The 22535-nt window shown below is 69.7% G+C and carries 24 protein-coding genes; 14 read left to right on the top strand and 10 right to left on the bottom strand.

The genetic code is table 11. From position 1 onward, the window contains the following. Positions 1-152 precede the first annotated feature (152 nt). Both NE236_RS21440 and NE236_RS21435 read right to left on the bottom strand, forming a co-directional pair. Entirely contained in the window at positions 153-257 is a 105-nt protein-coding gene (locus NE236_RS21440) for a DUF397 domain-containing protein (protein WP_252843838.1), read from the bottom strand. After that, complete coding sequence (locus NE236_RS21435) at positions 254-1033, bottom strand: helix-turn-helix domain-containing protein (protein ID WP_252843837.1); 780 nt, start codon at positions 1031-1033, stop codon at positions 254-256. Before NE236_RS21435 ends, NE236_RS21440 begins: the two co-directional genes overlap by 4 nt. A gap of 137 nt (positions 1034-1170) precedes the next feature. Here NE236_RS21435 and NE236_RS21430 point away from each other — a divergent pair, with 137 nt between their 5' ends. After that, positions 1171-1452, top strand: coding sequence for a hypothetical protein (locus NE236_RS21430; RefSeq protein WP_252843836.1), 282 nt, complete (start codon positions 1171-1173; stop codon positions 1450-1452). Then, entirely contained in the window at positions 1449-1625 is a 177-nt protein-coding gene (locus tag NE236_RS21425; RefSeq protein ID WP_252843835.1) for a hypothetical protein, read from the top strand. Before NE236_RS21430 ends, NE236_RS21425 begins: the two co-directional genes overlap by 4 nt. A 328-nt stretch (positions 1626-1953) precedes the next feature. Here NE236_RS21425 and NE236_RS21420 read toward each other — a convergent pair whose 3' ends face one another. After that, on the bottom strand, positions 1954-2757 hold the full coding sequence (locus tag NE236_RS21420; protein ID WP_252843834.1) for an SWIM zinc finger family protein: 804 nt from the start codon (positions 2755-2757) through the stop codon (positions 1954-1956). Beyond that, positions 2757-5750: a DEAD/DEAH box helicase gene (locus tag NE236_RS21415; protein WP_252843833.1), complete on the bottom strand. Its 2994-nt coding sequence runs from the start codon at positions 5748-5750 to the stop codon at positions 2757-2759. Before NE236_RS21415 ends, NE236_RS21420 begins: the two co-directional genes overlap by 1 nt. A 197-nt stretch (positions 5751-5947) precedes the next feature. On the opposite strand from NE236_RS21415, the gene NE236_RS21410 reads away from it, so the two are divergent. After that, on the top strand, positions 5948-6577 hold the full coding sequence (locus tag NE236_RS21410; protein ID WP_252843832.1) for an HNH endonuclease family protein: 630 nt from the start codon (positions 5948-5950) through the stop codon (positions 6575-6577). A 96-nt stretch (positions 6578-6673) separates the two neighbouring features. Beyond that, positions 6674-7453, top strand: a complete 780-nt coding sequence (locus NE236_RS21405; protein ID WP_252843831.1) for an enoyl-CoA hydratase/isomerase family protein — start codon at positions 6674-6676, stop codon at positions 7451-7453. Positions 7454-7539: 86 nt separating this feature from the next. Here the strand turns inward: NE236_RS21405 and NE236_RS21400 are convergent, their stop codons facing one another. Beyond that, the gene (locus tag NE236_RS21400; protein ID WP_252843830.1) at positions 7540-8706 is read right to left on the bottom strand and encodes an RNA-guided endonuclease InsQ/TnpB family protein; all 1167 of its coding nucleotides are present in this window, start codon (positions 8704-8706) and stop codon (positions 7540-7542) included. Positions 8707-8837: 131 nt separating this feature from the next. Here NE236_RS21400 and NE236_RS21395 point away from each other — a divergent pair, with 131 nt between their 5' ends. The 4 genes from NE236_RS21395 to NE236_RS21380 are packed head-to-tail and all read left to right on the top strand — an operon-like array spanning position 8838 to position 11810. After that, on the top strand, positions 8838-9710 hold the full coding sequence (locus NE236_RS21395; protein ID WP_252843829.1) for a heavy metal-binding domain-containing protein: 873 nt from the start codon (positions 8838-8840) through the stop codon (positions 9708-9710). Positions 9711-9712: 2 nt separating this feature from the next. After that, positions 9713-10528, top strand: a complete 816-nt coding sequence (locus NE236_RS21390; RefSeq protein ID WP_252843828.1) for a heavy metal-binding domain-containing protein — start codon at positions 9713-9715, stop codon at positions 10526-10528. 13 nt (positions 10529-10541) lie between these two features. Then, positions 10542-10931, top strand: a complete 390-nt coding sequence (locus NE236_RS21385; RefSeq protein ID WP_252843827.1) for a hypothetical protein — start codon at positions 10542-10544, stop codon at positions 10929-10931. A gap of 36 nt (positions 10932-10967) precedes the next feature. After that, the gene (locus tag NE236_RS21380; RefSeq protein WP_252843826.1) at positions 10968-11810 is read left to right on the top strand and encodes a M55 family metallopeptidase; all 843 of its coding nucleotides are present in this window, start codon (positions 10968-10970) and stop codon (positions 11808-11810) included. Positions 11811-11847: 37 nt separating this feature from the next. Here NE236_RS21380 and NE236_RS21375 read toward each other — a convergent pair whose 3' ends face one another. After that, positions 11848-12492, bottom strand: coding sequence for a LuxR C-terminal-related transcriptional regulator (locus NE236_RS21375; RefSeq protein WP_252843825.1), 645 nt, complete (start codon positions 12490-12492; stop codon positions 11848-11850). Beyond that, on the bottom strand, positions 12480-13565 hold the full coding sequence (locus NE236_RS21370) for a sensor histidine kinase (protein ID WP_252843824.1): 1086 nt from the start codon (positions 13563-13565) through the stop codon (positions 12480-12482). Before NE236_RS21370 ends, NE236_RS21375 begins: the two co-directional genes overlap by 13 nt. A 182-nt stretch (positions 13566-13747) precedes the next feature. Between NE236_RS21370 and NE236_RS21365 the strand changes: the two genes are divergently transcribed. Together NE236_RS21365 and NE236_RS21360 are read left to right on the top strand one after the other, a co-directional pair. Beyond that, positions 13748-14980 carry a serine hydrolase domain-containing protein gene (locus tag NE236_RS21365; RefSeq protein ID WP_252843823.1) on the top strand — a complete coding sequence of 411 codons (1233 nt, stop codon included), beginning with the start codon at positions 13748-13750 and terminating at the stop codon, positions 14978-14980. A 34-nt stretch (positions 14981-15014) separates the two neighbouring features. Beyond that, complete coding sequence (locus NE236_RS21360) at positions 15015-15542, top strand: YbaK/EbsC family protein (protein ID WP_252843822.1); 528 nt, start codon at positions 15015-15017, stop codon at positions 15540-15542. Here the strand turns inward: NE236_RS21360 and NE236_RS21355 are convergent. Further along, complete coding sequence (locus NE236_RS21355; RefSeq protein WP_252843821.1) at positions 15520-16692, bottom strand: FxsB family cyclophane-forming radical SAM/SPASM peptide maturase; 1173 nt, start codon at positions 16690-16692, stop codon at positions 15520-15522. The two genes, NE236_RS21360 and NE236_RS21355, sit on opposite strands and share 23 nt — an antisense overlap. A gap of 70 nt (positions 16693-16762) precedes the next feature. Further along, a complete protein-coding gene (locus NE236_RS21350) occupies positions 16763-16957 on the bottom strand; it encodes a hypothetical protein (RefSeq protein WP_252843820.1) in 195 nt (64 codons plus the stop codon). 109 nt (positions 16958-17066) lie between these two features. On the opposite strand from NE236_RS21350, the gene NE236_RS21345 reads away from it, so the two are divergent. Beyond that, positions 17067-19175 (top strand): ATP-binding protein, encoded by a 2109-nt coding sequence (locus tag NE236_RS21345; RefSeq protein ID WP_252843819.1) that lies wholly within the window; start codon positions 17067-17069, stop codon positions 19173-19175. A gap of 257 nt (positions 19176-19432) precedes the next feature. Here NE236_RS21345 and NE236_RS21340 read toward each other — a convergent pair whose 3' ends face one another. Next, on the bottom strand, positions 19433-19660 hold the full coding sequence (locus tag NE236_RS21340; RefSeq protein ID WP_252843818.1) for a hypothetical protein: 228 nt from the start codon (positions 19658-19660) through the stop codon (positions 19433-19435). Between the two features lie 98 nt (positions 19661-19758). On the opposite strand from NE236_RS21340, the gene NE236_RS45115 reads away from it, so the two are divergent. The 3 genes from NE236_RS45115 (at position 19759) to NE236_RS21330 (ending at position 22518) form a co-directional block, all read left to right on the top strand. After that, positions 19759-19866 (top strand): DUF397 domain-containing protein, encoded by a 108-nt coding sequence (locus NE236_RS45115; RefSeq protein WP_372494402.1) that lies wholly within the window; start codon positions 19759-19761, stop codon positions 19864-19866. A gap of 152 nt (positions 19867-20018) precedes the next feature. Further along, entirely contained in the window at positions 20019-20828 is an 810-nt protein-coding gene (locus NE236_RS21335) for a serine/threonine-protein kinase (RefSeq protein ID WP_252843817.1), read from the top strand. A gap of 55 nt (positions 20829-20883) precedes the next feature. Beyond that, positions 20884-22518 carry a serine/threonine-protein kinase gene (locus NE236_RS21330; protein WP_252843816.1) on the top strand — a complete coding sequence of 545 codons (1635 nt, stop codon included), beginning with the start codon at positions 20884-20886 and terminating at the stop codon, positions 22516-22518. The last annotated feature ends 17 nt before the right edge of the window (positions 22519-22535 follow it).

Below are 22535 nucleotides of genomic sequence, written 5' to 3'. Positions count from 1 at the left end.
TCGGTGAACAGCCCGGAAGCGGCCCGGTTCACCCGACTTTGCCCCCTGGCGAGGCGGGCCGTGCGTGGCCTTCACCGAGCGTTCCGCGGCGGCACCGTCGCGTGAGCGGGATGCGGCCATCCACGCGACCGGTACCGCTACCGGGTAGGGGATTACTTCTGGTCGCCGTCGCGCTCGATCCGGGCGACCTCGACGCATGTGTCGCCGCCGTTTCCGCTGTGGGACGACTTCCGCCAGGTTGCGCTGGTCAGGTTCATTGCTTCGCCACTTCCGCCAGCAAATCGACCGATTGCTTGCCTGGGAGTGCCTCTACCCGCAAAGCCTCCCAGACCCGCTTCATCGTAGCGATGTCGTCCACGGCGTCGATGATGTCGCCGCTGAAGGCGTCGTCCACATAGACGGCCTCCCGCCCGTCGAAGCCGAGGATGAGGAATCCGCCGGCCAGCCCGGGATAGGCGCCTACATCGCTCGGAACGATCTGGATTACGGCGTCTGGCCGATCAGCGACTTCGATCAGGTGCGCGAGCTGTTCGCGCATCACTCCTGGACCGCCGACCGGCCGGCGAAGGACGGACTCGTCCATGATCGCGACGAGCAGGGGAGGGTTGTCCGTGGTGAGGATCGACTGCCGTTCCAGACGCGCCTGGATCAGCTCGTCGACGTCCGGATAGTGCCTGCCGGACCGGTGCAGCACCTCCCGCGCGTAGTCCTCGGTCTGCAGCAGACCCGGCACGAGGAGCGGCTGGTAGGTGGACAGCGAGGACGACCGCCCCTCGAGCTCCAGCAGCCTGCCAAGCCATTCCGGAGCGTCGCTGGTCACGAGCTCGCTGATCATTCGGGCGAGGATCGCGTCGATCCCCAGGATCTCGACGAGCGGAGCGACGTATTTCGGCTTGGGGACCCGTCTGCCGGACTCCCATGCCGCGACGAGCGAGTCCGACGCGAAGATCGCTTTGGCAAGGGCCGCCTGCGTCATTCCCATCTGTTCACGTGCCCGGCGCAGCTCTTTGGCGACGAACGCACGCGGTGTCATGTGGTTTCCGGTCATCGCTGCCGCACGCCTCCGTACCAGCCGATGCGTCTCCGTACAGGTCGTTGTGTAGCTATTGAGTGTTCCACGGATATGCGGATGGCGTCATTCTGTTCGAGGAATCGACGGAAGGATTATTCGTGGAGATCAACGATCAAGAAGACGTTCACACACTCGCGACACGGCTGGCCGAGGAATGCGGCAAGGCGGGCCTGAATGCGACGGTTCTCAGTCCGACCCGCGTCCACGTCAGCTCGGGTGTCCACTCGCGTCTCGCCGAGACCGTTCGCTGCCGGCCGGACGATGACGAGAGGCTGATGTGGTGGTGGAGCTGGGGAGAGCCGATCTGCCCGGCCGTCAGCATCGACCTCGCCGTACGGTTCATCGCCCACGTGGTCGCCCCGGAAAGAGTGGATCGATGAACGAACTCCAGCGCGCTATCGACGACTTCTATGCGACACTCGACGCGCTACGCTTCCAGGGCGTATCGCAAGTCGCCGAGGTGCAGCAGCTGGAAATCCTAATCCGGAAATATCCGGAATCGACGCAGCGTCTTCTGGAGCGGCTGGGGCGACACCATCGCGGCTCCGAATGAGCCATATTCGGCGGCAAGGCAAGTCGTTCCATGGCATCTACTGAGCCGGGAAAATTCCCGGCTCAGTAGATGCCATGGAATTCGCCAGCCCTCCATCGTCGTCCGCTGTGGCCGGATATGCCGAGAATGGGGCTGGTTCGTCATTCGGGCTGGTCGAGGAGGCGGAGCAGCAGGGCCGGGCGGGATCGCGCAGCTGCAGGCGGCCGTCTCAACGCCGCCGTCGCCATACGCCCTGTCGCGTGTAATACGGCTCTGCGTGCAGGCCGGGCGTGCCGACGGTAACGGCGGTATGTCGGTAACGGCGGTATGTCGGGAAGGGGGCGGAGCGTCATTCAGGCTGGTCGAGGTCGGGGAGGGCCTCGTAGGCGGGCTTGAGGACGTCGACGAGGTCCTTGCGGCGGACCTTGACCCGGGGCGGGTCGAGGAGGCGGAGCAGGAGGCCGGGCGGCACTGGGGGAGCGGGCGGGCGGTCGCGGACGACGGCGGGGGCCCAGAAGTCGTCCATGCGCTCGGCCAGCGCGGTCTCCTCGATCTCCAGGGGGTCGGCCTCGGCGGGCTCCAGGCGGCGCAGCCCGGCCAGCAGGTCGTCCTTCGTGCGGCCGTGCCAGGCGAGGATCAGGAACGGGTCGTCGTCGAACGCCTCCGCCAGCAGGTAGAGCACGGCGGCGGTGTGCTTGCACGGCTCGCCCCAGTCGGGGCAGCTGCACATCAGGTGCATGTCCGCCGACGACCTCGGGAACAGCGAGACGCCGAAGATCGCGAAGACGTCCTCGATCTCCGGCGGCATCTCGCCGGCGAGCAGTCGGGCCCGGAACACCGCCTGGGAGGCGAGGGCCTCCTCGATGGACGCCCACACGGTGTCCTTGACCGGGTCGATGCCGATCGACACCTCGTACGGCTCGGGGTCGGAGCCCTGCACGAGGGCGGTCACCTCGTACGCCCCGATCCGCAGGTCGATCACCTGGCCCTTGCGGGCGTACGTGCGGCCGCGGGTCAGCCGGCCGCGGTCGGCGAAGGACTCCAGCACGTCGATGAAGCGGCGTGACCACCACTGCTCGCCGATGGATCCGCGCCCGCCGGCCTTGGCCTTGAGGCCGCCCTCGACCGGCCGGGCCTTTCCGTAGATCGGCATCAGTCGCTCACCGCCTCAGGGTCGAGCCGGATGATCTCGCGCAGGTCGGCGACGGACAGCTCGGTGAGCCAGCTCTCGCCGGTGCCGACGATGCGCTCGGCGAGGGCCTTCTTGCGCTCGATCATCTCGTCGACGCGCTCCTCGATGGTGCCGACGCAGATGAACTTGCGCACCTGGACGTTCTTGGTCTGCCCGATGCGGAACGCGCGGTCGGTCGCCTGGTCCTCGACGGCGGGGTTCCACCAGCGGTCGACGTGGACGACGTGGTTGGCGGCCGTGAGGTTCAGCCCGGTGCCGGCCGCCTTCAGCGACAGCAGGAAGATCGCAGGGTCGGAGTCCTCCTGGAAGCGCCGGATCAGCTCGTCGCGCTGCTTCTTGGAGACGCCGCCGTGCAGCCACAGCACCGGGCGGTCCAGCTTCGTCTCCAGGTGCGGTCGCAACATGGCGCCGAACTCGGCGTACTGGGTGAAGACCAGCGCCTTCTCGCCCTGCTCGACGACCTCGGCGCAGATCTCCTCCAGCCGCTCCAGCTTGCCGGAGCGTCCGGGCAGCCGGGAACCGTCCTTGAGCAGGTGGGCGGGGTGGTTGCAGACCTGCTTCAGCTTGGCCATGGTCGCCAGCACGAGGCCGCGCCGCTCGATGCCCTCACTGCCCGCGATCTGCTCGAGCATGTCCTCGACGGTCGCCTGGTACAGCGACGCCTGCTCGGGCGTCAGGTTGCACCAGACCTTGATCTCCTGCTTCTCCGGCAGGTCCGTGATGATCGACTTGTCGGTCTTCAGGCGGCGCAGGATGAACGGGCCGGTCGCCCGGTGCAGCGCGGCGGCCGCCTCCTCGTCGGCGTACGCCTCGATCGGCACGGCGAACCGCTCCCGGAACGCCTGACGCGGCCCCAACATGCCGGGGTTGGCGAACTCCATGATCGACCACAGCTCGGTCAGGTGGTTCTCCACGGGCGTGCCGGTGAGCGCGATCCTGCTCCGGGCCGGGATGCTCCGCACGGCACGCGCCTGCCGGGTGCCGCTGTTCTTCAGCGCCTGTGCCTCGTCGCAGATGACGCGGTCCCACGCGATCTCGGCGAGCGCCTCGTGGTCGCGGGCGGCGGTGCCGTACGTCGTCAGCACCAGGTCCGCCTCTGCCGCCGCCTTCGCGAGGTCCTCGCCCCGGTGCCGCCCGCCGCCGTGGTGGACGTAGATCCGCAGCTTCGGCGTGAACCGCGCCGCCTCCCGCTGCCAGTTGCCGACCAACGACATCGGCCCGATCAGCAGTGTCGGTCCGGATGTCCGATTGGTCATCAAAGCAAGGGTTTGCGCCGTTTTGCCAAGTCCCATGTCGTCCGCGAGGATTGCGCCGAGGCCCAGGCCGTCGAGGAAGGACAGCCAGGCGAGGCCGCGTTCCTGGTACGGGCGGAGGGTGCCCTCGAAGTCGTCGGGGGTGCTCATCGGTTCGAGGCGGCGGTCGGCCTCGCCGGAGAGCAGGTCGCCGAGTGCCCCGTCGGCGTCGATCCGCAGCAGTGGCAGCGCGTCGTCGCCCGCGTGGATCGCGGCGCGGACGGCCTGGGCGGCGGTCATCTCGCCGGTGCGCCGCTGCTTGAGGAAGTCGATGGCGGAGGCGAGCTGCTTCTCGTCCAGCTCCACCCACTTTCCGCGCAGCCGCACCAGCGGCGCCTTGAGCCGCGCGAGCTCGGCCAGCTCCTCCTCGGTGACGTCCTCGCCGTCGATCGCCAGATCCCACCGGAAGTCGACCAGGTCGCTCAGGCCGAAGCCGGAGGAGGTGGCGGCGCCGGCCTCGGTCGTGGTCTGGGTGCGCGTCGTGAGCTTCATGCCGAGCCGGGCGCGGCCCGCCCACTGCGGCAACTGGACGCCGAACCCGGCAGCGGACAGCAGCGGTGCGGACTCGCGGAGGAACCGGAACGCGCCCTCGGCGTCGGTGGTCACGCTGGTCGGCGTCGCGACCCGCAGGGCCTGGGCCACGTCGGGGTAGAGCCGCAGCGCCCGGCCCAGGCCGGTGAGGAGGGTCTCCTCGGCGTTCGGCACCGAGGTGACCTCGCCGGTCCAGAGGGCGGCGGCCGGGACGTACAGGCTGGGGTCCTCGGTGCCCTGCACCGCGAACTCGACGGTCCACGGCCTCTGCTCGGTGGTCTCGTCGTCAGGGGCGGGCGGCTCGACGAGGCGGAAGCAGACGCGCAGCGGGCCGGTCGATCGGCGGGCGGCGGCGGCCCAGGCGTCGAGCTCGGCGGCGAGCGCGTCCGGATCGTCGCCCGGCTCGCGGGACACCGTGGGGTCGGGCCCGGTGAGCGCCGCCGCCCAGCGCTCGGCCAGGGGCAGCCGGTCCGGGACCCGCCCCATGCGCTCGGGCAGGAGCGGGTGCGGCACGACGCCGCGGGCGGCCGCGTCCACCAGGCCGGACAACGCGTCCAGCAGGACGTCGGAGGCGGGACGGCCCTCGTCGGCGGCCCGGCAGGCCGGCGGCATGGCGGTCGCGAGCTCGCGGAACCGCGCGGCGTCGTCGCCGGTGATCACCGGTCGCCACCGGGCCGTCACGTCGCCGTCCTCCCGCGCGAGTGCGGGCAGGACCCGGCCGCGGGAGGCGAGATGCACCGCCTCTTCGGCGACGTGCGCGAAGAACCGCAGGTCGGCGCCGCGCACGACGTCCTCAGAGTCGGTGGCCAGGTGCAGCAGCGTCATCGCGGAGAGCGGGTCCAGCACGAGTGCCGGAACGCGCCAGGGATGCGGCTTCGGCCGCCGGGACGACGGCTCGCGCGCCAGCTCGGGGGAGGGGAACGGGCCGGTGGCGGCGCCGGGGAGCAGCAGGGTCGGCTCGATCCTCGGCGCGCCGTGCGTCACGGCGGCGTAGGAGGTGCCGGAGAAGTCGGAGGTCGCGAAGGGGTGCGGCTTCGGGGACGTGCGCACGCGCGTGGTGGGTGGGAGCGCGGAGTCCTCCGCCCACAGGCACAGCGCACCGCCGTGCCAGGTGGCGTGCGCCACAAGCATGTTCGTTCGCCCCCCGGGATGGCGCTGCGGACCAGCTGAAGTTACCAAACGGACCCGACGGTTCTCGCCGTTCCCGCGCACACGGAGCGCCATCGCCGCGCGCCGCCGTGTCAGCAAATTTCTCCTTTTCCACCAACTCGGGCTCTTTGATCCGCGATTGTGGATCTTGCTCAGAGCCGATCTTGGTGAGGAGAAACGTGGCACGACGAATGACATTCGCGGCTGCCCTGGTCCTGGCGCTGCCCCTCGCGGTGGGCACGGCCGTCGAGGCGTCGGCGGCCCCGCCCACGCCGCCGACGGCGGCCAAGGTCCGTACGGAGCTCACGAAGCTCAAGGTCGCCAAGGAGGGAACGCTGACCGGCTACAGCCGGGCGCAGTTCCCCCACTGGATCGACCAGGGGCACGAGTGCAACACCCGGGAACTGGTGCTGAAGCGGGACGGCAAGAACGTGCACACCAACGCGAAGTGCGCGCCGACGTCCGGCACCTGGTACTCCCCGTACGACGGCGCGACCTGGCACAAGGCCTCCGACGTCGACATCGACCACATGGTGCCGCTCGCCGAGGCGTGGCGGTCCGGGGCGAAGGCGTGGACGAAGGCGCGCCGCCAGGCGTTCGCGAACGACCTGACCCACGCCCAGCTGTGGGCGGTCACCGACAACGTCAACCAGGAGAAGGGTGACAAGGACCCGGCCAAGTGGAAGCCGTCCCTCAAGCGTGAGTGGTGCGTGTACGCCCGCGCCTGGACCGACGTGAAGTACCAGTACGGCCTCACCGTCGACACCAAGGAGAAGGCCGCCCTCGCGGCGATGCTCAAGGGCTGCTGAGCCGCGTGGCCCGCGGCGCGCCCCCTCCGGTCGGCGGGCCGCGGGCAGGCGGGCATTAGGCTCGCCGCGCAAGCGCAGTCGATGAGGGAGGTCCCCGTGGGCGAGTTCGTACGCGTGGAGGTCGAGAAGGCCGTCGCCACCATTCGGCTCGACCGGCCGAAGATGAACGCCCTGAACGCCCAGGTGGTGGCCGAGCTCGCCGAGGCGGCCCAGGTCGTCGACACCGATCCGGCCGTCCGTGCCGTCGTCCTGTACGGCGGCGAGCGGGTGTTCGCGGCAGGGGCCGACATCAAGGAGATGGCCGAGCTCCCGTACGCCCGGGCCACCGGGCACGCCCGCGCGTTGCAGGACGCCCTGAACACCGTCGCGGGGATCGGTAAGCCCGTCGTCGCCGCGATCACCGGCTACGCCCTCGGCGGCGGTCTCGAACTCGCGCTGTGCGCCGACTTCCGGGTCGCGGGAGAGTCGGCCAAGGTCGGCCAGCCGGAGATCCAGCTCGGCGTCATCCCCGGTGCCGGCGGCACTCAGCGGCTGCCCCGGCTGATCGGCCCCGCCAAGGCCAAGGACCTGATCTTCACCGGCCGGCACGTCGCCGCCGACGAGGCCCTGGCGATCGGCCTGGTGGACCGGGTGGTGCCGGACGACCAGGTGTACGCCGCCGCGACCGAGATGGTCGCGCGGTACGCCGAGGGCCCGGCCGTCGCGCTGCGCGCCGCCAAGCAGGCGATCGACGCCGGCCTGGAGACCGACCTGGCCACCGGCCTGGAGATCGAGCGGCTGCACTTCGCCGGCCTGTTCGCCACCGAGGACCAGAGGAACGGCATGCGGAGCTTCGTGGAAGAGGGCCCCGGCAAGGCCCGCTTCACCGGCCGCTGACGGAAGGGAACCCGACGCCCCCCGCCGGACGTCTCACGACTTGACGTCCTCCCTCGCCTGGAAGGCGGGGGATTCCAACCCGGTCTCTACCCGGAGGTGAGAGCAGGTTGAGGTTCGCGGTTCACGGCCCCGCCTGGTGGCTGGAGGGCTCCTCGCGCTGTCACGGCACGTCCTGCCGCGATGTTCTTGGCCGCGTTCACATCAGCGTGATCGGTGTGCCCGCAGGCGCGACAGCGAAAGACCGCTTGGCTCTCACGGCTCTCCGCTGCGCAGTGCCCACAGGCATGACAGATCTGAGATGTGTACGCGGGATTGATCTTTTCCACCCGGCCCGGCGCCTTCTGCTCCAGGCGGTTCACCAGCAGACCCCAGCCGGCCGCATGGATAGAACGGTTGAGCCCGGCTTTGGCTCGCACGTTCGTGCCCGGCGCGGCGATCGTGCCGCGCGCGGACCGGACCATGTTCTTGATCTTCAGGTCCTCGACCCGGATGACGTCGAACTCGGTGGCCAACTGGGTGGAGGTCTTTTCAACCCAGTCCTTACGCCGGTCGGTCTCACGTGCCTTGATCCGGGCGATCGCGATCTTGACCCGAGCGCGGCGATTCGATCCCCGCTTGGCGCGCGCCAGCCTGCGTTGCAGACGTCGCAGGCGTTTGGCCTCGGTGTCGCGCAGGCCGGGCACGGTCAGCTTTTCGCCGGTGGACAGGGCGGCCGAGACCGCCACGCCACGGTCCACCCCGACGATCTCACCGGTACCGGGCCCGTCGATCCGGGGCGGGATCACCGCGAACGCGACATGCCAGCGGCCCGCCCGATCCCGGTTCACCCGGAAGGACTTGGCCGAATCGGGGACCTGGCGGGACCAGCGGAACCGGACCCAACCCACCTTCGGGACCCACACCTCACCTGTCTTGCGAGACAGGCGGCGCACGTCCCAATGCTGGCCACGCTTACCGACGATCCGGAACCCCTCATGCACGCCCGCCTTACGCCAGGTCGGCCGCCGATGCGTCCCGGCGAAGAAGCCCGCCATGGCCTGGGCGAAGTCACGCAACGCCTGCTGCTGCACCGTCTGCGACCCCGCCGCCAACCAGGCGAACTCTCGTCTCGCCTCGGTCAGCTGGCGGGACTGCTCGCCATAGCCCGGCGCGGACGCCCGACCCGGCCGCCAGTGCTGATGCTGCTCAACCGCGAGATTCCACACAAGCAACCCCCGCTCTTGAGCAGGCGTGGGCGCAAGCCGAAACCGCATGCCCGCACACTAACCACCACCACCGACAATCCGAGGAGGGAACGGCGTTTCCTCCCCGGCCCGACGGCCGGGGCCTCCACGCCACCAAGCAGATGAACGCGTCCGGCCGGGGCCGGGGAAGAGGGGGCCGGGTGTCGAACGATTCACTGCCGCCGGCGGCACAGGCGCGGCTCGGCCAGGCCCGGCAGAGCGGCACCTGGACGTCCGGCCTGACCGTCGACGAGTTCGCCGGGCTGCGGTCCGTCGGGTTCGAACCGGTCGGCCAGGTGATGGGCAGCACCGTCCACAACCTGGGCTGGTGGTACCGCTCCACGATCGACTGCGGCTTCCGCGGCGGCCTCTTCGGGGCGGGCTCCGCCAGCACCATCACGTCCGGGATGCAGGGGGCGTGGGCCGGCTACGGCGCCTACATCGACACGCTCTACCGGGCCCGGCACACCGCGATGGGCCGGATGGCGGCCGAGTGCGCCGCCCTGGGCGGTGACGGCGTCGTGGCCGTCAAGCTCACCATCGCGCCGTTCCAGGGGGCGGCCCATCACCTGGAGTTCCAGGCGTTCGGCACCGCCGTGCGCGCCACCGGGCCAGTCCGGCCGGGCCGGGTCTTCCTGTCCCATGTCAGCGGGCAGGAGTTCGTGAAGCTGATCGAGACCGGTTGGGTCCCCGTCGACCTGGTGATGGGCGCCGCCGTCGGCGTCCGCCACGACGACTGGCGGGTCAACTGGTCGACCGGCCGGTTCGCGCCCGCGCAGGAGGTACAGGGCTGGACCGAGCTGGTGTCGGCCACCCGGCACGAGGCGCGCGGGCACCTGCTCGCCGATGCGAAGCGCACCGGCGCCGACGGCGTCGTCGTCTCCCGTGTCGATCTGCGGGTCGACGAGCGCGCCTGCAACGTCGGCGACCACAACCATGACCACGTCGTCGAGAGCACCATCCTCGGCACCGCGATCGCCGAGTTCCGTACGCCGCACCGCCCGATCCGACCGCTGACGATCATGAGGTTCTGACGATGACCGATCCCGTCGCCCAGGGAGTCCCCACCGACGCGATGGCCCGGCTCGCCGAGCTGCGCCCCGGCGCGCCGGGTGGCCTGTTCACCAGCGACCTGTCCGTGAACGAGTTCCTCCTCGTCCGGGAGGCCGGGTTCCGGCCGCTCGGCCTGGTCCTGGGCAGTTCGATCTACCACGTCGGCATCCAGATCGGCCGGTGGAGCAAGAACATGGAGCTCGACCAGCTGTCCAGCGCGATGTACCACGCGCGGGAGCTGGCGATGACCCGGATGGAGGCCGAGGCGGACCAGCTCGGCGCGGACGGCATCGTGGGCGTACGCCTGCGATTGGAGTTCCGCGACTTCGGCAGTGACATCGCCGAGTTCATCGCCATCGGCACTGCCGTGAAGGCCGACGACACGTCCCAGAACTGGCGGAACAACAAGAACCAGCCGTTCACCTCGGACCTCAATGGACAGGACTTCTGGACCCTCATCCAGGCCGGGTACGCGCCGCTGGGCATGGTGATGGGCACCTGCGTCTACCACATTGCGCACCGGCGGCTCGGCTCGGTGCTCGGCAACCTGGGACAGAACGTCGAGATCCCGGAGTTCACCCAGGCGCTGTACGACGCGCGGGAGCTGGCCATGACCCGCATGCAGGCCGAGGCGCAGACCCTGCACGCCGAGGGCATCGTCGGGGTGGAACTCGACCAGTTCCACCACCAGTGGGGCGGCCACACGATGGAGTTCTTCGCCATCGGCACGGCCGTACGGCCGCTGCGCGAGGACCACGTCATCGCCAAGCCGCAGATGGTGCTCGGCCTGGACCGCTGATTCACTGGTGACCATGGATTTCGACATGGTGGCCGCCGCGCTGCGCCGGGACACCGCCGACGTCGCGACGTACGCCCGCGTGCTCACCGGCACACTCGCCGACGCGCTGCCGCCCGGCTGCGTGAGCGTGGAGTACGAGCGGAGCCTCGGCGACCGGCTGCGCGGCCGTGAGGGCGATCCCCGCCGCGTGGTGGTACGGCTGGGGGAGCGCACGCTGTCCCTGACCGCCGGGACCGGGCGGCCGGTCGCCGAGATCCACCATGAGGTGCGCGGCGTGGTCCTGTCCCGGGACCAGGTGACGCTGGACGTGTGGGTACGGGCTCTCGCGGAGGAGTTGGTCACGCAGGCCGACGCCGACGCCCGCGCCGCCGAGGCGCTGCGCCGCCTGGTCGCGGGCGGCTGACATGAGGCAACGGATTTCTCGCGGAGGGAGTCATCAGTGAGGGTGTTCGTCTCGGTCGACATGGAGGGCGTGTCCGGGCTCACCGATCCGGATGAGATGCGGGCGGGCGGGCGCGGGTACGAACGCGGCTGCGAGCTGATGACCGCCGACGCGAACGCCGCGGTGGCCGGGGCGTTCGACGCCGGGGCGGACGAGGTGAGCGTCACCGACTCGCACGGCAGCACCAAGAACCTGCGCGTCGACCTCATCGACGAGCGGTCTACGCTGATCCGCGGCCCGTACCGTCCGCTGCGGATGGGGCAGGGGCTCGACACCGCCCACGACGCGGCGATGTTCGTGGGCTACCACGCACGCGCGGGCGTGCCGCACGGCGTGCTCAACCACACGTGGATGGGTTATGAGATCCAGAACCTCTACCTGAACGGCGAGGTGTGCGGCGAGATCCGGCTGATCGCCGGGCTGGCCGGGTCGATGGGCGTGCCGGTCGCGCTGGTGGCGGGCGACGAGGCGGCCTGCGCGGAGGCCCGCGAGGTGCTCGGCGACGTCGAGACGGTGGCGGTGAAGAAGGGCATCGACCGCTACTCCGCGCAGCTCCTGCCGCCCGTCCGCGCCCAGGCCCTGATCCGGGAGGCGGCCGGCCGGGCGCTGCGGGACATCGGCCGGTTCCGCCCGTACACCGTGCCGTCCCCGTACACGCTGGGCATCGACTGGGCGTCCACCGCGATGGCCGAGTCCTGCGCCATGATCCCGGGCATCAAGCGGGCCGGCCCCCGGTCGGTCGAGTTCACCACCGACGACTACGGCGAGATCGTCGGCGTCCTCGGCATCATGGCCACCATCGGCGGCAGCGTCGGCTGCACCGGCCAGCACTACGGCTGACCGTCCGCCCTTGTCTGCAGGTGTGACCCCTGCGTCCTTACTGGCGATTGAGGTAGGTGAGGACTGCGAGGACGCGGCGGTGGCCGCTGTCGGCCGGCGAGAGGCCGAGCTTGGCGAAGATGTTGCCGATGTGTTTGTGGACGGCGTTCTCGGTGATGACGAGCCGGGCCGCGATCGTGGCGTTGTCCTTTCCCTCGGCCATCAGGGCGAGCACCTGACGTTCGCGTGGCGTGAGATCGGCGATCGGGTCGCGGGCGTGACGGGTGAGGAGTTGCGCGATCACCTCGGGGTCCATGACAGTGCCGCCGGCGGCGACCTGCCGCACCGCGTCGATGAACTCGCTCACCCGGCTCACCCGGTCCTTGAGGAGGTAGCCGACGCCGCCGCGTTCATCGGAGATCAGTTCGCCGGCGTACTGCTGCTCGACGTACTGGGAGAGTACGAGCACCGGCAGGCCGGGGTGCAGGCGGCGGGCCTGGAGGGCGGCGTGGATGCCCTCGTCGCGGAAGGTCGGTGGTAGCCGTACGTCGACGATGGTGATGTCGGGCCTGTGTTCGGTGACGGCGTTGATGAAGCCGGGGGCGTCCTGGGCGATCGCGGCGACGTGGAAGCCCTTGGCGGTCAGCAGGAGTTCCAGTCCACTGGACAGCAGGACGTTGTCCTCGGCGATCACGACGCGCATGGCAGGCTCACCGTGATCGTGGTCGGGCCGCCGGCGGGGCTGTGGATCTGGATGGTGCCGTCGAGTGCCAGCACGCGGTGGCGTATTCCGGCGATGCCGGTACCCAGCGTCTCGTCGGCGCCGCCGATCCCGTCGTCGGTGACCTCGATCGACAGCCGGTCACCGTCGCGTGCGACCCGGACTTTGGTCCGGGTGGCCCGGCTGTGCTTGGCGGCGTTGGTGAGCGTCTCGGCGATGGTGAAGTAGGCCACGGCCTCGACTGCGGCGGGGATCGTGCCGAGCTCGCCGATATCGAGGGTGGTGTCGATTGCCGATCGGGTCCCCAGGGCGGTCAGCGCCCCGGCGAGGCCGCGATCGGCGAGGATCGGCGGGTAGATCGTCCGGATCACCGCGCGGAGCTCTGCCATGGCCTCCTCAGTACCCTCATGCGCCTCCCGCAGGAGTCTGTCCAACATCTGAGGGTCCTCGCCCAACGACTCACGCGCCGCGCCCAGCCGCATCGCGATGGCCACCAGCCGGGCCTGCGTGCCGTCGTGCAGGTCGCGTTCGATCCGGCGGAGTTCCGCGCCGTGCGCGTTCATGGCGCCGGCTCGTGTCTCGGTCAGCGTCTCGACACGGTGCGTCAGCCGCTCGGCGGCCGAGGGGGACAGCAGCGCCACACAGATCCGGGCGTGCAGGCGCGCCAGCAGTGGAACCAGCCAGTAGGTCAGGGCCGCGAAGATGGCGAATTGTACGGTCCCCAAGGTCAACGCCGTGCCCCACCCGGACAATGGAACACCGACGGCGAAGCCGCCCGCGCGGGTGCCGGGGGGCAACGCCCACCACAAGGGCACCGTGATGGCCGTGGCCACCGCGTTGCCCGCGCACACCACCACGACGAGCCCGAACGCCAGACTGGTCACGATGTACGTGCACAGCCACCCGAGAACACGCCACGTACCGGCACGGACGGGACCAGAACGCGGAGAAAGCAGCAACCGGTCGGCGCGGCGACGATGCCAGGACGCCCAGGCGCGGGCCATCCTCGGGACGATGAGCACAGGCAGCGCGAACAGGGCAACCGCAGCGGTCAACAGGCTTACCAGCAGATAACCCAGACCGCGCCACATCGCCGAAAGCCGACCGGCCCCATGATCGTTCATCCGCACAAGTCTGAGCCATGGCGATCGAGCCTGGCACTACAGCCCACTACCCCTTTTTCCGACTAGTGAGCTGTATCGTGCGCTTCCCCCCGCCAGACCTAGCGTCAACGCCCATGACGACATCACCGATTTATTCACCGCGGCGGCGCGGCCGGTCCATCCGGCGGAACCTGGCTCTGGCCGCCATCGTGGCCGGTGCCCTCTCCACCAGCATGCCCGGCGCGATGGCCGCCCAGCAGCACGGCGACCAGGCGCGGCTCCGGCGCGACGCCGACGCGATCACCGCACTCGGCGTGGCGGGCGTCCAGGCCCGCCTGACCAGCCCTGACGGCCGGAACCTGATCGCCACCAGTGGCGTCGCCGACCTGACGACCCGGCGGCCGGTCTCCCCGAACGGCTACTTCCGGATCGCCAGCGTCACCAAGGCGTTCGTGGCCACCGTGATCCTGCAACTGGCCGGCGACGGCAGGCTCTCCCTGGATGACTCGGTCGAGCGATGGCTTCCTGGCGTGGTGTCCGGAAACGGCAACGACGGCCGCGCGATCACCATCCGCCAGCTGCTCCAGCACACCAGCGGCATCCACGACGACTACCCGGACTACACCTCGGCGGAGGACTTTTACCAGCACCGATACGACACCTACACACCCGAGCAGATCGTCGCCAGGGCGATGCGCCACCGCCCGGACTTCCAGCCCGGAAAGGACTGGCGTTACTCCAACACCGGCTACGTCCTGCTCGGCATGGTCATCCAACGGGTCACCGGACACCCCTGGCATGAGGAGGTACGGGATCGGATCGTCCGGCCGCTCGGCCTCGATCACACCTTCTGGCCGGGCACCTCGCCCACGCTGCCCCGGCCACACGCCAGCAGCTACCAGCGGTTCAAGCCCGGCGAACCACTCGTCGACGTCACCGAGCAGGTCGGCTCGGGCAACAATGGAGAGGCCGGACTCGTCTCCACCACCGCCGACCTCAACCGATTCTTCCGCGCCCTGCTCGGCGGCCGGCTTCTGCCCTCGGCGCAGCTAGCGCAGATGAAACGCACCATTCCAGTAGGCAAGGAGTTCGAGCCGCTCATGCCCGGCGCCCGTGACGGGCTGGGGCTCTTCTCCCGCCCGCTGTCGTGCGGCGGCAGGTACTGGGGCCACGAGGGCGGCGATTCCGGCTGGATCAGCGCCGTCGGCGTCACCGCCGACGGCCGGCGCAGCGTCACGGTCTCGATGTCGGGCACGATCGCCGATTCGACGGACGACGTCCTGCGCATTACACAGACCGAGAGCAAGCTGGTCGACGACGCGCTGTGCTCGACTTCCGAACGCCGACCGTATGCGGCGTTGAGATAGGCGAAGATCGTCGTCAACCTCTAGTCTGGCGCCCATGTGGGGACTGTCGCTAGAGCCCGCCCTTGACCGCACCGACCTGCTCGCCGCGCCGGTCGCCGAGGCGATCCGCGCCTGGAAGGGCGACGACGCCTTCCAGGTCGCGCAGATCGACCCGGACCTCGCCGACACCGCCGCGTTCTGCGAGCGCTACGGCGTTCCCCTCGACGCGTCGGCCAACTGCGTGATCGTCGCCGCCAAGCGGGGCGGCGACGTGCGGCTCGCGGCCTGCGTCGTGCTCGCCACCACGCGCGCCGACGTCAACGGCGTCGTACGCCGCCGCCTCGACGCCCGGAAGGCGTCGTTCGCGCCGCAGGAGCAGGCGGTGGCCGAGGCGGGCATGGAGTACGGCGGGATCACCCCGTTCGGCCTGCCGGCCGACTGGCCGGTGCTCGTCGACCAGGCCGTCGTCGAAACCCCGCACGTCGTCGTCGGCAGCGGCGTGCGACGCTCCAAGCTGATCGTTCCGGGGACGGCCCTGGCCTCGCTCGGCCAGGCCGAGGTCATCGAGGGCCTCGCCCACTGACCTCTGAATCGGCCTGGTAGCCGCGCACCTGCGCCAGCGTCAACCCCCGCTCGGCGAGCCGGTCGATGGTACGGCGCTCGATGTGGGAGATCAGGGCGTACAGGTCGGCGCAGAAGACCGAGGGATTCACGAAGCCCGATCCCTCCCGATAACGGTGCGAGTAGAGGCCGCCGCCGCAGGTCGCGACCAGTCGGCACGCGCGGCAGGTCTCGCTCAGCGCGTCCAGCCCGACCTGGCGCGCGACGATGCCGGGCGTCACCAGAAGCTCGTCCAGCGAGTGGGTGAAGACGCCCATCCCGGTCGCCGCCGCGCCCTCGTACGCGGCCTTCATCGAGTCCACCTGCTCGTACGTGCCGTCGGTCTCGACCACCACCAGGCAGACCGGCGCCAGGCCGAAGAACTCGTAACTGTCGATGCCGCCCATCAGAAGGTTCAGGATGTCCTGGAAGATCCGCACCGCGGCCGGTCGGCGCGGCGCGTCGAACCACTCATCGAAGATCGGAATCAGCCAGTCCGCGTACGGGGTGCCTGCCTCTCCGGGCCGTACGCCCGGCGGCGGGCTGGACCAGGTGCCGTGCGGCAACAGGAAGTCCACGGCGGGGGTGCCGAGGTCGAGCAGGCTGCGCCAGACGCGCAGCGGATCGGCGGGCAGCTGCACCGTGCACAGGACCCCTCCGAACCGGTCGCGATTCTCCGGCCGGACCATCCGCCGGATGGCCGCCTCGACGAAGTCGTAACTGGACCTGCCGTCGCGGAATCGGCGATGCAGGTCGTTCGCCGCCCGGTCGCCGTCGAGACTGATCCCGACGATGACGCCCTCCTCGACGAGGAAGGCCGCCATCGCGTCGTCGAGCAGTACCCCGTTGGTCTGCACCGAGAAGTCGATCGCGATGCCCGGGGTGTTCTGACGCATGATCGACAGGAAGTCGGCGAGGTACTCCCGCCCGCCCAACAGCGGCTCACCGCCGTGGATGGTGACCTTGACCCGGTCCATCCCGTGCCGCCCGGCATGCTCCGCCATCCGCCGCGCGGCGGTCCGGACCGTGTCCGGCGCCATGTACTTCGGCTGTCTCCGCCAGCCCTGATCGGCCAGGTGGTAGACGTAGCAGTAGTCGCAGTCTAGATTGCACCGCGACTGAACCTTGAACACGTACTGGCGAAACGGATACGACGTCGAGCCCGGTTCGGTCCAGTCGGTGTGCGGCACGGGCCATCTGCGCTCAGGAACCGAGCCCGCCCGACGACCAGGACGTGCATTCGTAGCGCACGGTCGGCGGAGCCTCGGGATGAGTCGCCCGATGCGCCCGTTCTTCGTGGGACCGGCGAAGCGCGAGTGCGAGAGCGTCATCTTCTGCTTGAAACTGGTCAACTGCGTCATACGGGAAGTTTTCGCCCGCCGTGGGGATCTGGGTCATCCCGGAACCTCCTTGCGAGGATACTGCGGCAAACTTTACCTTTTGATTTGATGCTTTCATATAGGCCGCGTGCGTAATCCGTGCTGATGCTCGTAGGAGTCGCTGGAAGATGACTGAGGCCGACCGGATCGCGACGTCTCATAACGAGTTCACCGGCGGAAGGGCCGAAAACGTAATTCAGGTTCGGGATATATATGGAAATCTGGTTGTGCCCGAGCGGACGCTTCCGGTTCCCAAGCAGCTACCGCACGGAGTCGCCCGGTTCACCGACAGGACGGCGGCCCTGGACCAGCTCGACTCCACACTGGCCGCGAGCACCGCCGGTCCTCTCGCCGTGCTCATCTCGGGAACCGCCGGTGTGGGCAAGACCGCTCTGTCGATTCACTGGGCTCAGCGAGTTCGTGAGCGCTATCCCGATGGTCAGCTCTATGTGAACCTTCACGGCTACCATCGTCGGCCGCCGATGGAGACGGAGCAGGTCCTCGACGGTTTCCTGCGGGCGCTGGACGTCGACCCGGACAAGATCCCCGCCGAGCTGGAAGCGATGATCGGGCTGTACCGGACGCACCTCAACGGTAAGCGGGTTCTCGTCGTCTTGGACAACGCGAACAGCGCAGAACAGGTTCGTCCCCTGCTCCCTCCCTCGGAGGATAGTCTCGCGCTGGTCACCAGCCGGAGCAGACTGAGCGGACTGGTCGTTCAGGAGGGTGCCGTCCGGCTGATCCTGCCGCCTCTCGAGCCCGAGGCGGCGGTGCAACTGTTCGAGAGCGTCGTCGGCCCTCAGGCGCAGGCCGACGCGGAGCTCGCAACGGCTCTCGTCCAGCGGGCCGGATGTCTGCCGTTGACGGTTCTGATCACAGCGGAGCAGGCGGCCGCCCGGCACTATCTCGATCTGGCCGAGATGCTCGAAGAACTCGAAGTGGAAAGTGACCGCTTGGATGCGTTCGCGACCACTGATAAGGACATGGAGGTCCGGAGCGTGTTTTCCTGGTCATACCGGGAGCTGGCGCCGGAAGTCGCGCGTATGTTCAGGCTCTTGGGCCTGCATGCCGGCCCTGACATCAGTGTGCCCGCGGCTGCCGCATTGGCCGGGCTCTCCGTCACCGCCGCACGCCGGGCGCTCATCACGCTCACCGGCGTGAGCATGGTGGAAGACGTCGCCCGTGACCGCTACCGCTTCCACGACCTGATCCGGAACTACGCGGTGGAGCAGGTCAATGAGGTGGAGCCGGTGGAAGAGCGGAACAACGCCATCCGCCAGGAACTCACCTGGTACTTGTACACGGCGGACGCCGTCGACCGGTTGCTCGCACCACAACGCCGCCATGTGCCGCTCGACCCGCCTCCAGAGGGCATCCATCCGCTGACCTTCTCCCGGTACGAAGACGCGCTCAACTGGTGTGAGGCGGAGCGCCCCAATCTGCTGGCGGCCGTCGAGCAGGCGGCGGCGATCGGCGCGGACGACATCGCCTGGAAGCTGCCCGTCGCTCTGATCATGTTCTTTCACTGGCGTAAGCACCGGATGAACCGGCTGTCGACGACGCTCACCGCCCTTGATGCGGCGCGGCGCGCGCACGATCGATACGGGGAGGCGTGGAGCCTGATCTGCATCGGCGGTGCCTACGCCGATCTCAAGAGATTCGACGAGGCCGCCGCCCAGTATCAGCAGGCGGAGGTGATCTGCCGCGAGATCGGCGATCGTCAGGGCGAAGGAATGTCCCTCGTCAATGTCAGCTTTGCCCTTCGGGGCAGCGGGCGTGACGCGGAGGCGATCGACTATGCCGAGCGGGCGCTGCCCGTCTGGCGCGAGATCAACGACCGGCGCAATGAGGTCATCACGCTGAACGCCCTGGCCGACGCATCGTGCGGGCTGGGACGACTGACGGACGAGCTCTCGTACTACGAGCAGGCGCTTCCGGTCGCACGAGAGGTCGACAAGGAGAACGAAGGGGTGAGCCTGCACGGTCTCGGCACGGTCCATCAGAGACTCGGTGATGCCGCGGCGGCCATCGATTTCTTCAGACAGGCGATCACGGTCCGGCGTGAGATCGGCGACAGTGAGGGCCAGGCCGTATCGCTGTACGCGCTGGGCGGCGTGCTCCGGGACACCGGAGACCGGGAGGCGGCCCGCGAGGCGTTCACCGAAGCATTGGCGATCTTCGAGAGCCTGAAAGACGCCACTGCGAACGATGTGCGACGCGATCTCGCCGAGCTGTGAGTTGTAAGGCGCGCGGCCACGCGCCGCGCTAGACGATGCGGAAACCCTGAATTCCGGGCGAATTGTACGAGGGAGGCGTGGGTGTCTTCTCTGAGGTTTCTACTGAGGCGAGATATTTATCGCCTCAGTAGAAACGCCGGAACGAGATGGCCGAGGCGCGGCTGTGATGGGCCGCGCCGGATCCCATTGGTGCCCAAAGCACTGCCTACCGACACCGAGAATCCCTTGGAATCAATCGTCTATCGGGCAGCCGTGGCTCATTCCGGGACTCCGATCTGTGCGAGCTCAGCGGCCGTCAGCGTTACGTCCGGTGCGGCGATGACGACGTGGACGGTCTTGGCGTGTTCGACGTAGGTCACCCAGCGTGCGACGGCCAGATGGTCGACGATGCTCATGCCCCGGCCGTGTTCGGCGAGCTGGCCGCCCTTGTCGCCGTGATCCCGTTCGAAGCGGGAGCGCACGCGGGCATGACGAGTTCGTTCCATATCCTGCGGTTCCCCGAAGAAGGTGCCGCTCGAAGTCACCGCGATACCTTGGCGCTGATCGCCGAAGGGTGATTTACGGGACCGAGAGGGACGTATCCATGCCAAGAGATGTGCCCGTCGCCGCCTGGAGAAAGAGCAGCAGGAGCAGCCAGCAGGGGGCCTGCGTCGAAGTCGCAAAGGTGACCGAGCGGTCCGACGCCGAGTAGCGCTCGAAGAGGCAAAGGGGCTCGGTCAACTTGGTCGCCGACCGAGCCCGCGGCCGACTGGTTCCGAGCCGAAATCCGTGGTTGACGGGCGGGTCTTCAACGTTCGGCAGGTCGACGGGAACCTGCGGTCGTGATCGGGCGTCGAACCGGGCATGGACGCGACGGGAGTTGCGCCGCTCGGAGCGTACGAGCTGCTGGAGCGGGTCGGTGAGGGGGCCACGTCCGTGGTGTACCGCGCCATGGACCGGTTCGGGCGTACGGTCGCGGTGAAGGAGCCTCGGCCCGACTTCGCCCACGATCCGACCATCCGACGTCGTCTGCGGCGTGAGGCCCGGGCGATGGCGCGGGTGCGGAGCCCGTATGTCGCCGAGGCGCTCGACGCCTGCCTGGAGGGGGACCGGCCCTACCTCGTCACCGAGTACATCGCGGGCGTTCCCCTGCGGGACCTGGTCACGACGTACGGGCCGCTGTGGCAGGAGGCGCTGTGGGGCTTCGCCGGGCGGTTCGCGCAGGGCCTGGCGGCGGTGCACGGGGCCGGGGTGCTGCATCGGGACCTCAAGCCCGGCAACGTGATGGTGCTGGGCGGCATCCCGAAGATCATCGACTTCGGGATCGCGCAGGAGACGGGGGCCGAGCAGGTCACCCAGCCGGGGGTGCTGACCGGGACGCCGGGCTACGTCGCGCCAGAGCTGATCGACGGCGGTCGCTGCAGCGAGGCCTCCGACGTGTTCTCCTGGGCCGCGACGGTCGCGTTCGCGGCGACGGGCCGCCCGCCGTTCGGAGCCGGGTCGCTGCACGGCATCTGCTTCCGGGTGCTGCGGGGGGCCGCCGACCTGGACGGGGTGCCCGAATCGGTTCTGCCGCTGCTGCACCGGGCCCTGGCGCGCGACCCGGCCGAGCGTCCCACCGCCGCCTGGCTGGCGGGCCGCCTGGCCGAGCGGCGGCCGGTCCCCGCTTCGTGATCGGTTCCGCCGGAAGGCCGTGAGGGAACACATGCCCAGGTATCGTGACGCACCTATGAAGGGGGTAGAGACGTCCGGGGACAGCATGGGCCGGTACCGCCTGCTCGAGAAGATCGGGGAAGGCGGCATGGGGGTCGTGCACCTTGCCGCCGACCCCATGGGCCGCAAGGTCGCCGTGAAGGTCCTGCGGCCCGGCGTGGCGTCCGACCAGACGGCGCTGCGCCGGCTCGCTCGTGAGGTCGACTCCATGCGCCGGGTGCACAGCCCGCACGTCGCGGAGATCGTCGACGCGGACGTCACGGCCGAACCGCCCTATGTCGTCACGCAGTTCGTCCCCGGCCGCACGCTGGAGCAGACCGTGCGCGACGACGGCCCGCTGCGCGGGGAGAGGCTGCAGCGGCTGGCGACGGGGCTGGCCTCGGCGCTGACCGCCATCCACGACGCCGGCATCGTCCATCGGGACCTGAAGCCGGGCAACGTCATGTTCCTCGAGAGCGGCGAGCCGGTCGTCATCGACTTCGGCATCGCCCAGGGCGTCGACGCCACCCGGCTGACCGCCACCGGTCTCGTCATCGGCACGCCGGGCTTCCTCGCTCCCGAGATCATCGAGGGTGAGGACGCCGGCGCGCCCGCGGACGTGCACGCCTGGGCCGGCACGATCGCCTACGCGGCGACCGGGCGGGCGCCGTTCGGCGGCGGCACGTTCGAGTCGATCTTCTACAAGATCATGGAGGGGCGGCCGGACCTGGACGGCGTGCCCGAGGCGCTGCTGCCGCTCGTCCGGGCGGCGATGGCGCGCAATCCCGCCGAACGGCCGACCGCGCACGCCCTCGTCGGGCTCACCACGCGCATCGACGTCAACAGCACCCGGGTGGACCCGCCGTCGTCCCAGACCAAGCGGCTCACCGCCGTCCAGGCCCCGCCGCCGGCGCCGGCCCGCCCGCGTGACTTCGTCGGGCAGCTGCCCCCGGCGCCGCCCCCGCCGCCTCAGCAACCGTACGCGCGGTCCCCGTACGGCCCGCCGGGTCAGCAGCCTCCGGGACGGTACGAACCGCGCCCCCCGAAACAGCCACGGCCCGACGAGCCGAAGCCGTACGGCGTCTACCGCTTCCTCAGCCTGCTGCTCCTCGTCGGCGCGGTGGGGCTGGCCGCGGTGACCCCCGCGATCGCGCTGATCGTCGTCCTGGCCGTCCTGCTGGTGCTGCGGACCGCGGACCGCGGCCACAAGGAGCTCAGTTCCAAGCGCACCCGGCGCGGGCCGAGAGCGGGCGACCTGGTCGCGGTCGCCGCCAAGTCGCCGTTCTCGGCGGTCCGCGCGGCGCTGGGCATGCTGCTGGTCAGCCCGCTGGCGATCATGGCCGGCGTCGTCGTGCTCCTGATCGGGCTGGCCGCCAAGACCGGGCTGCCGATCTCGCGGGCGGTCGCGCTCGCCACCGCCGCGTTCGTCATCGTCCAGTGCCTGGGGCCGGGCAGCGAGCCCGCGCGCCGCCAGCTCGCCCGGTTCTGGGGAGCCGTTCTGCCGAGGAGGTCGCAGGCCATGATCGCCCTGGGCGTCCTCGGCTTTCTCGTCTTCCTGCTCGTGTCGTTCTCGCTGAGCCAGACGCCGGACCTGCGGCCGTTCGATTCCGCGTCGCTCACCAAGAGCCTGGCCCACGTGCGGTCCGGCATGCGGAGCTTGCTCGGCGGCTGAACCGGGGACACTCTGAC

It is taken from the genome of Actinoallomurus purpureus (genome assembly GCF_024055795.1).
Lineage (GTDB): Bacteria > Actinomycetota > Actinomycetes > Streptosporangiales > Streptosporangiaceae > Actinoallomurus > Actinoallomurus purpureus.
The sequence above is the reverse complement of the archived record's forward strand: the minus strand, read 5'-3'. Positions and strand labels throughout refer to the sequence as shown.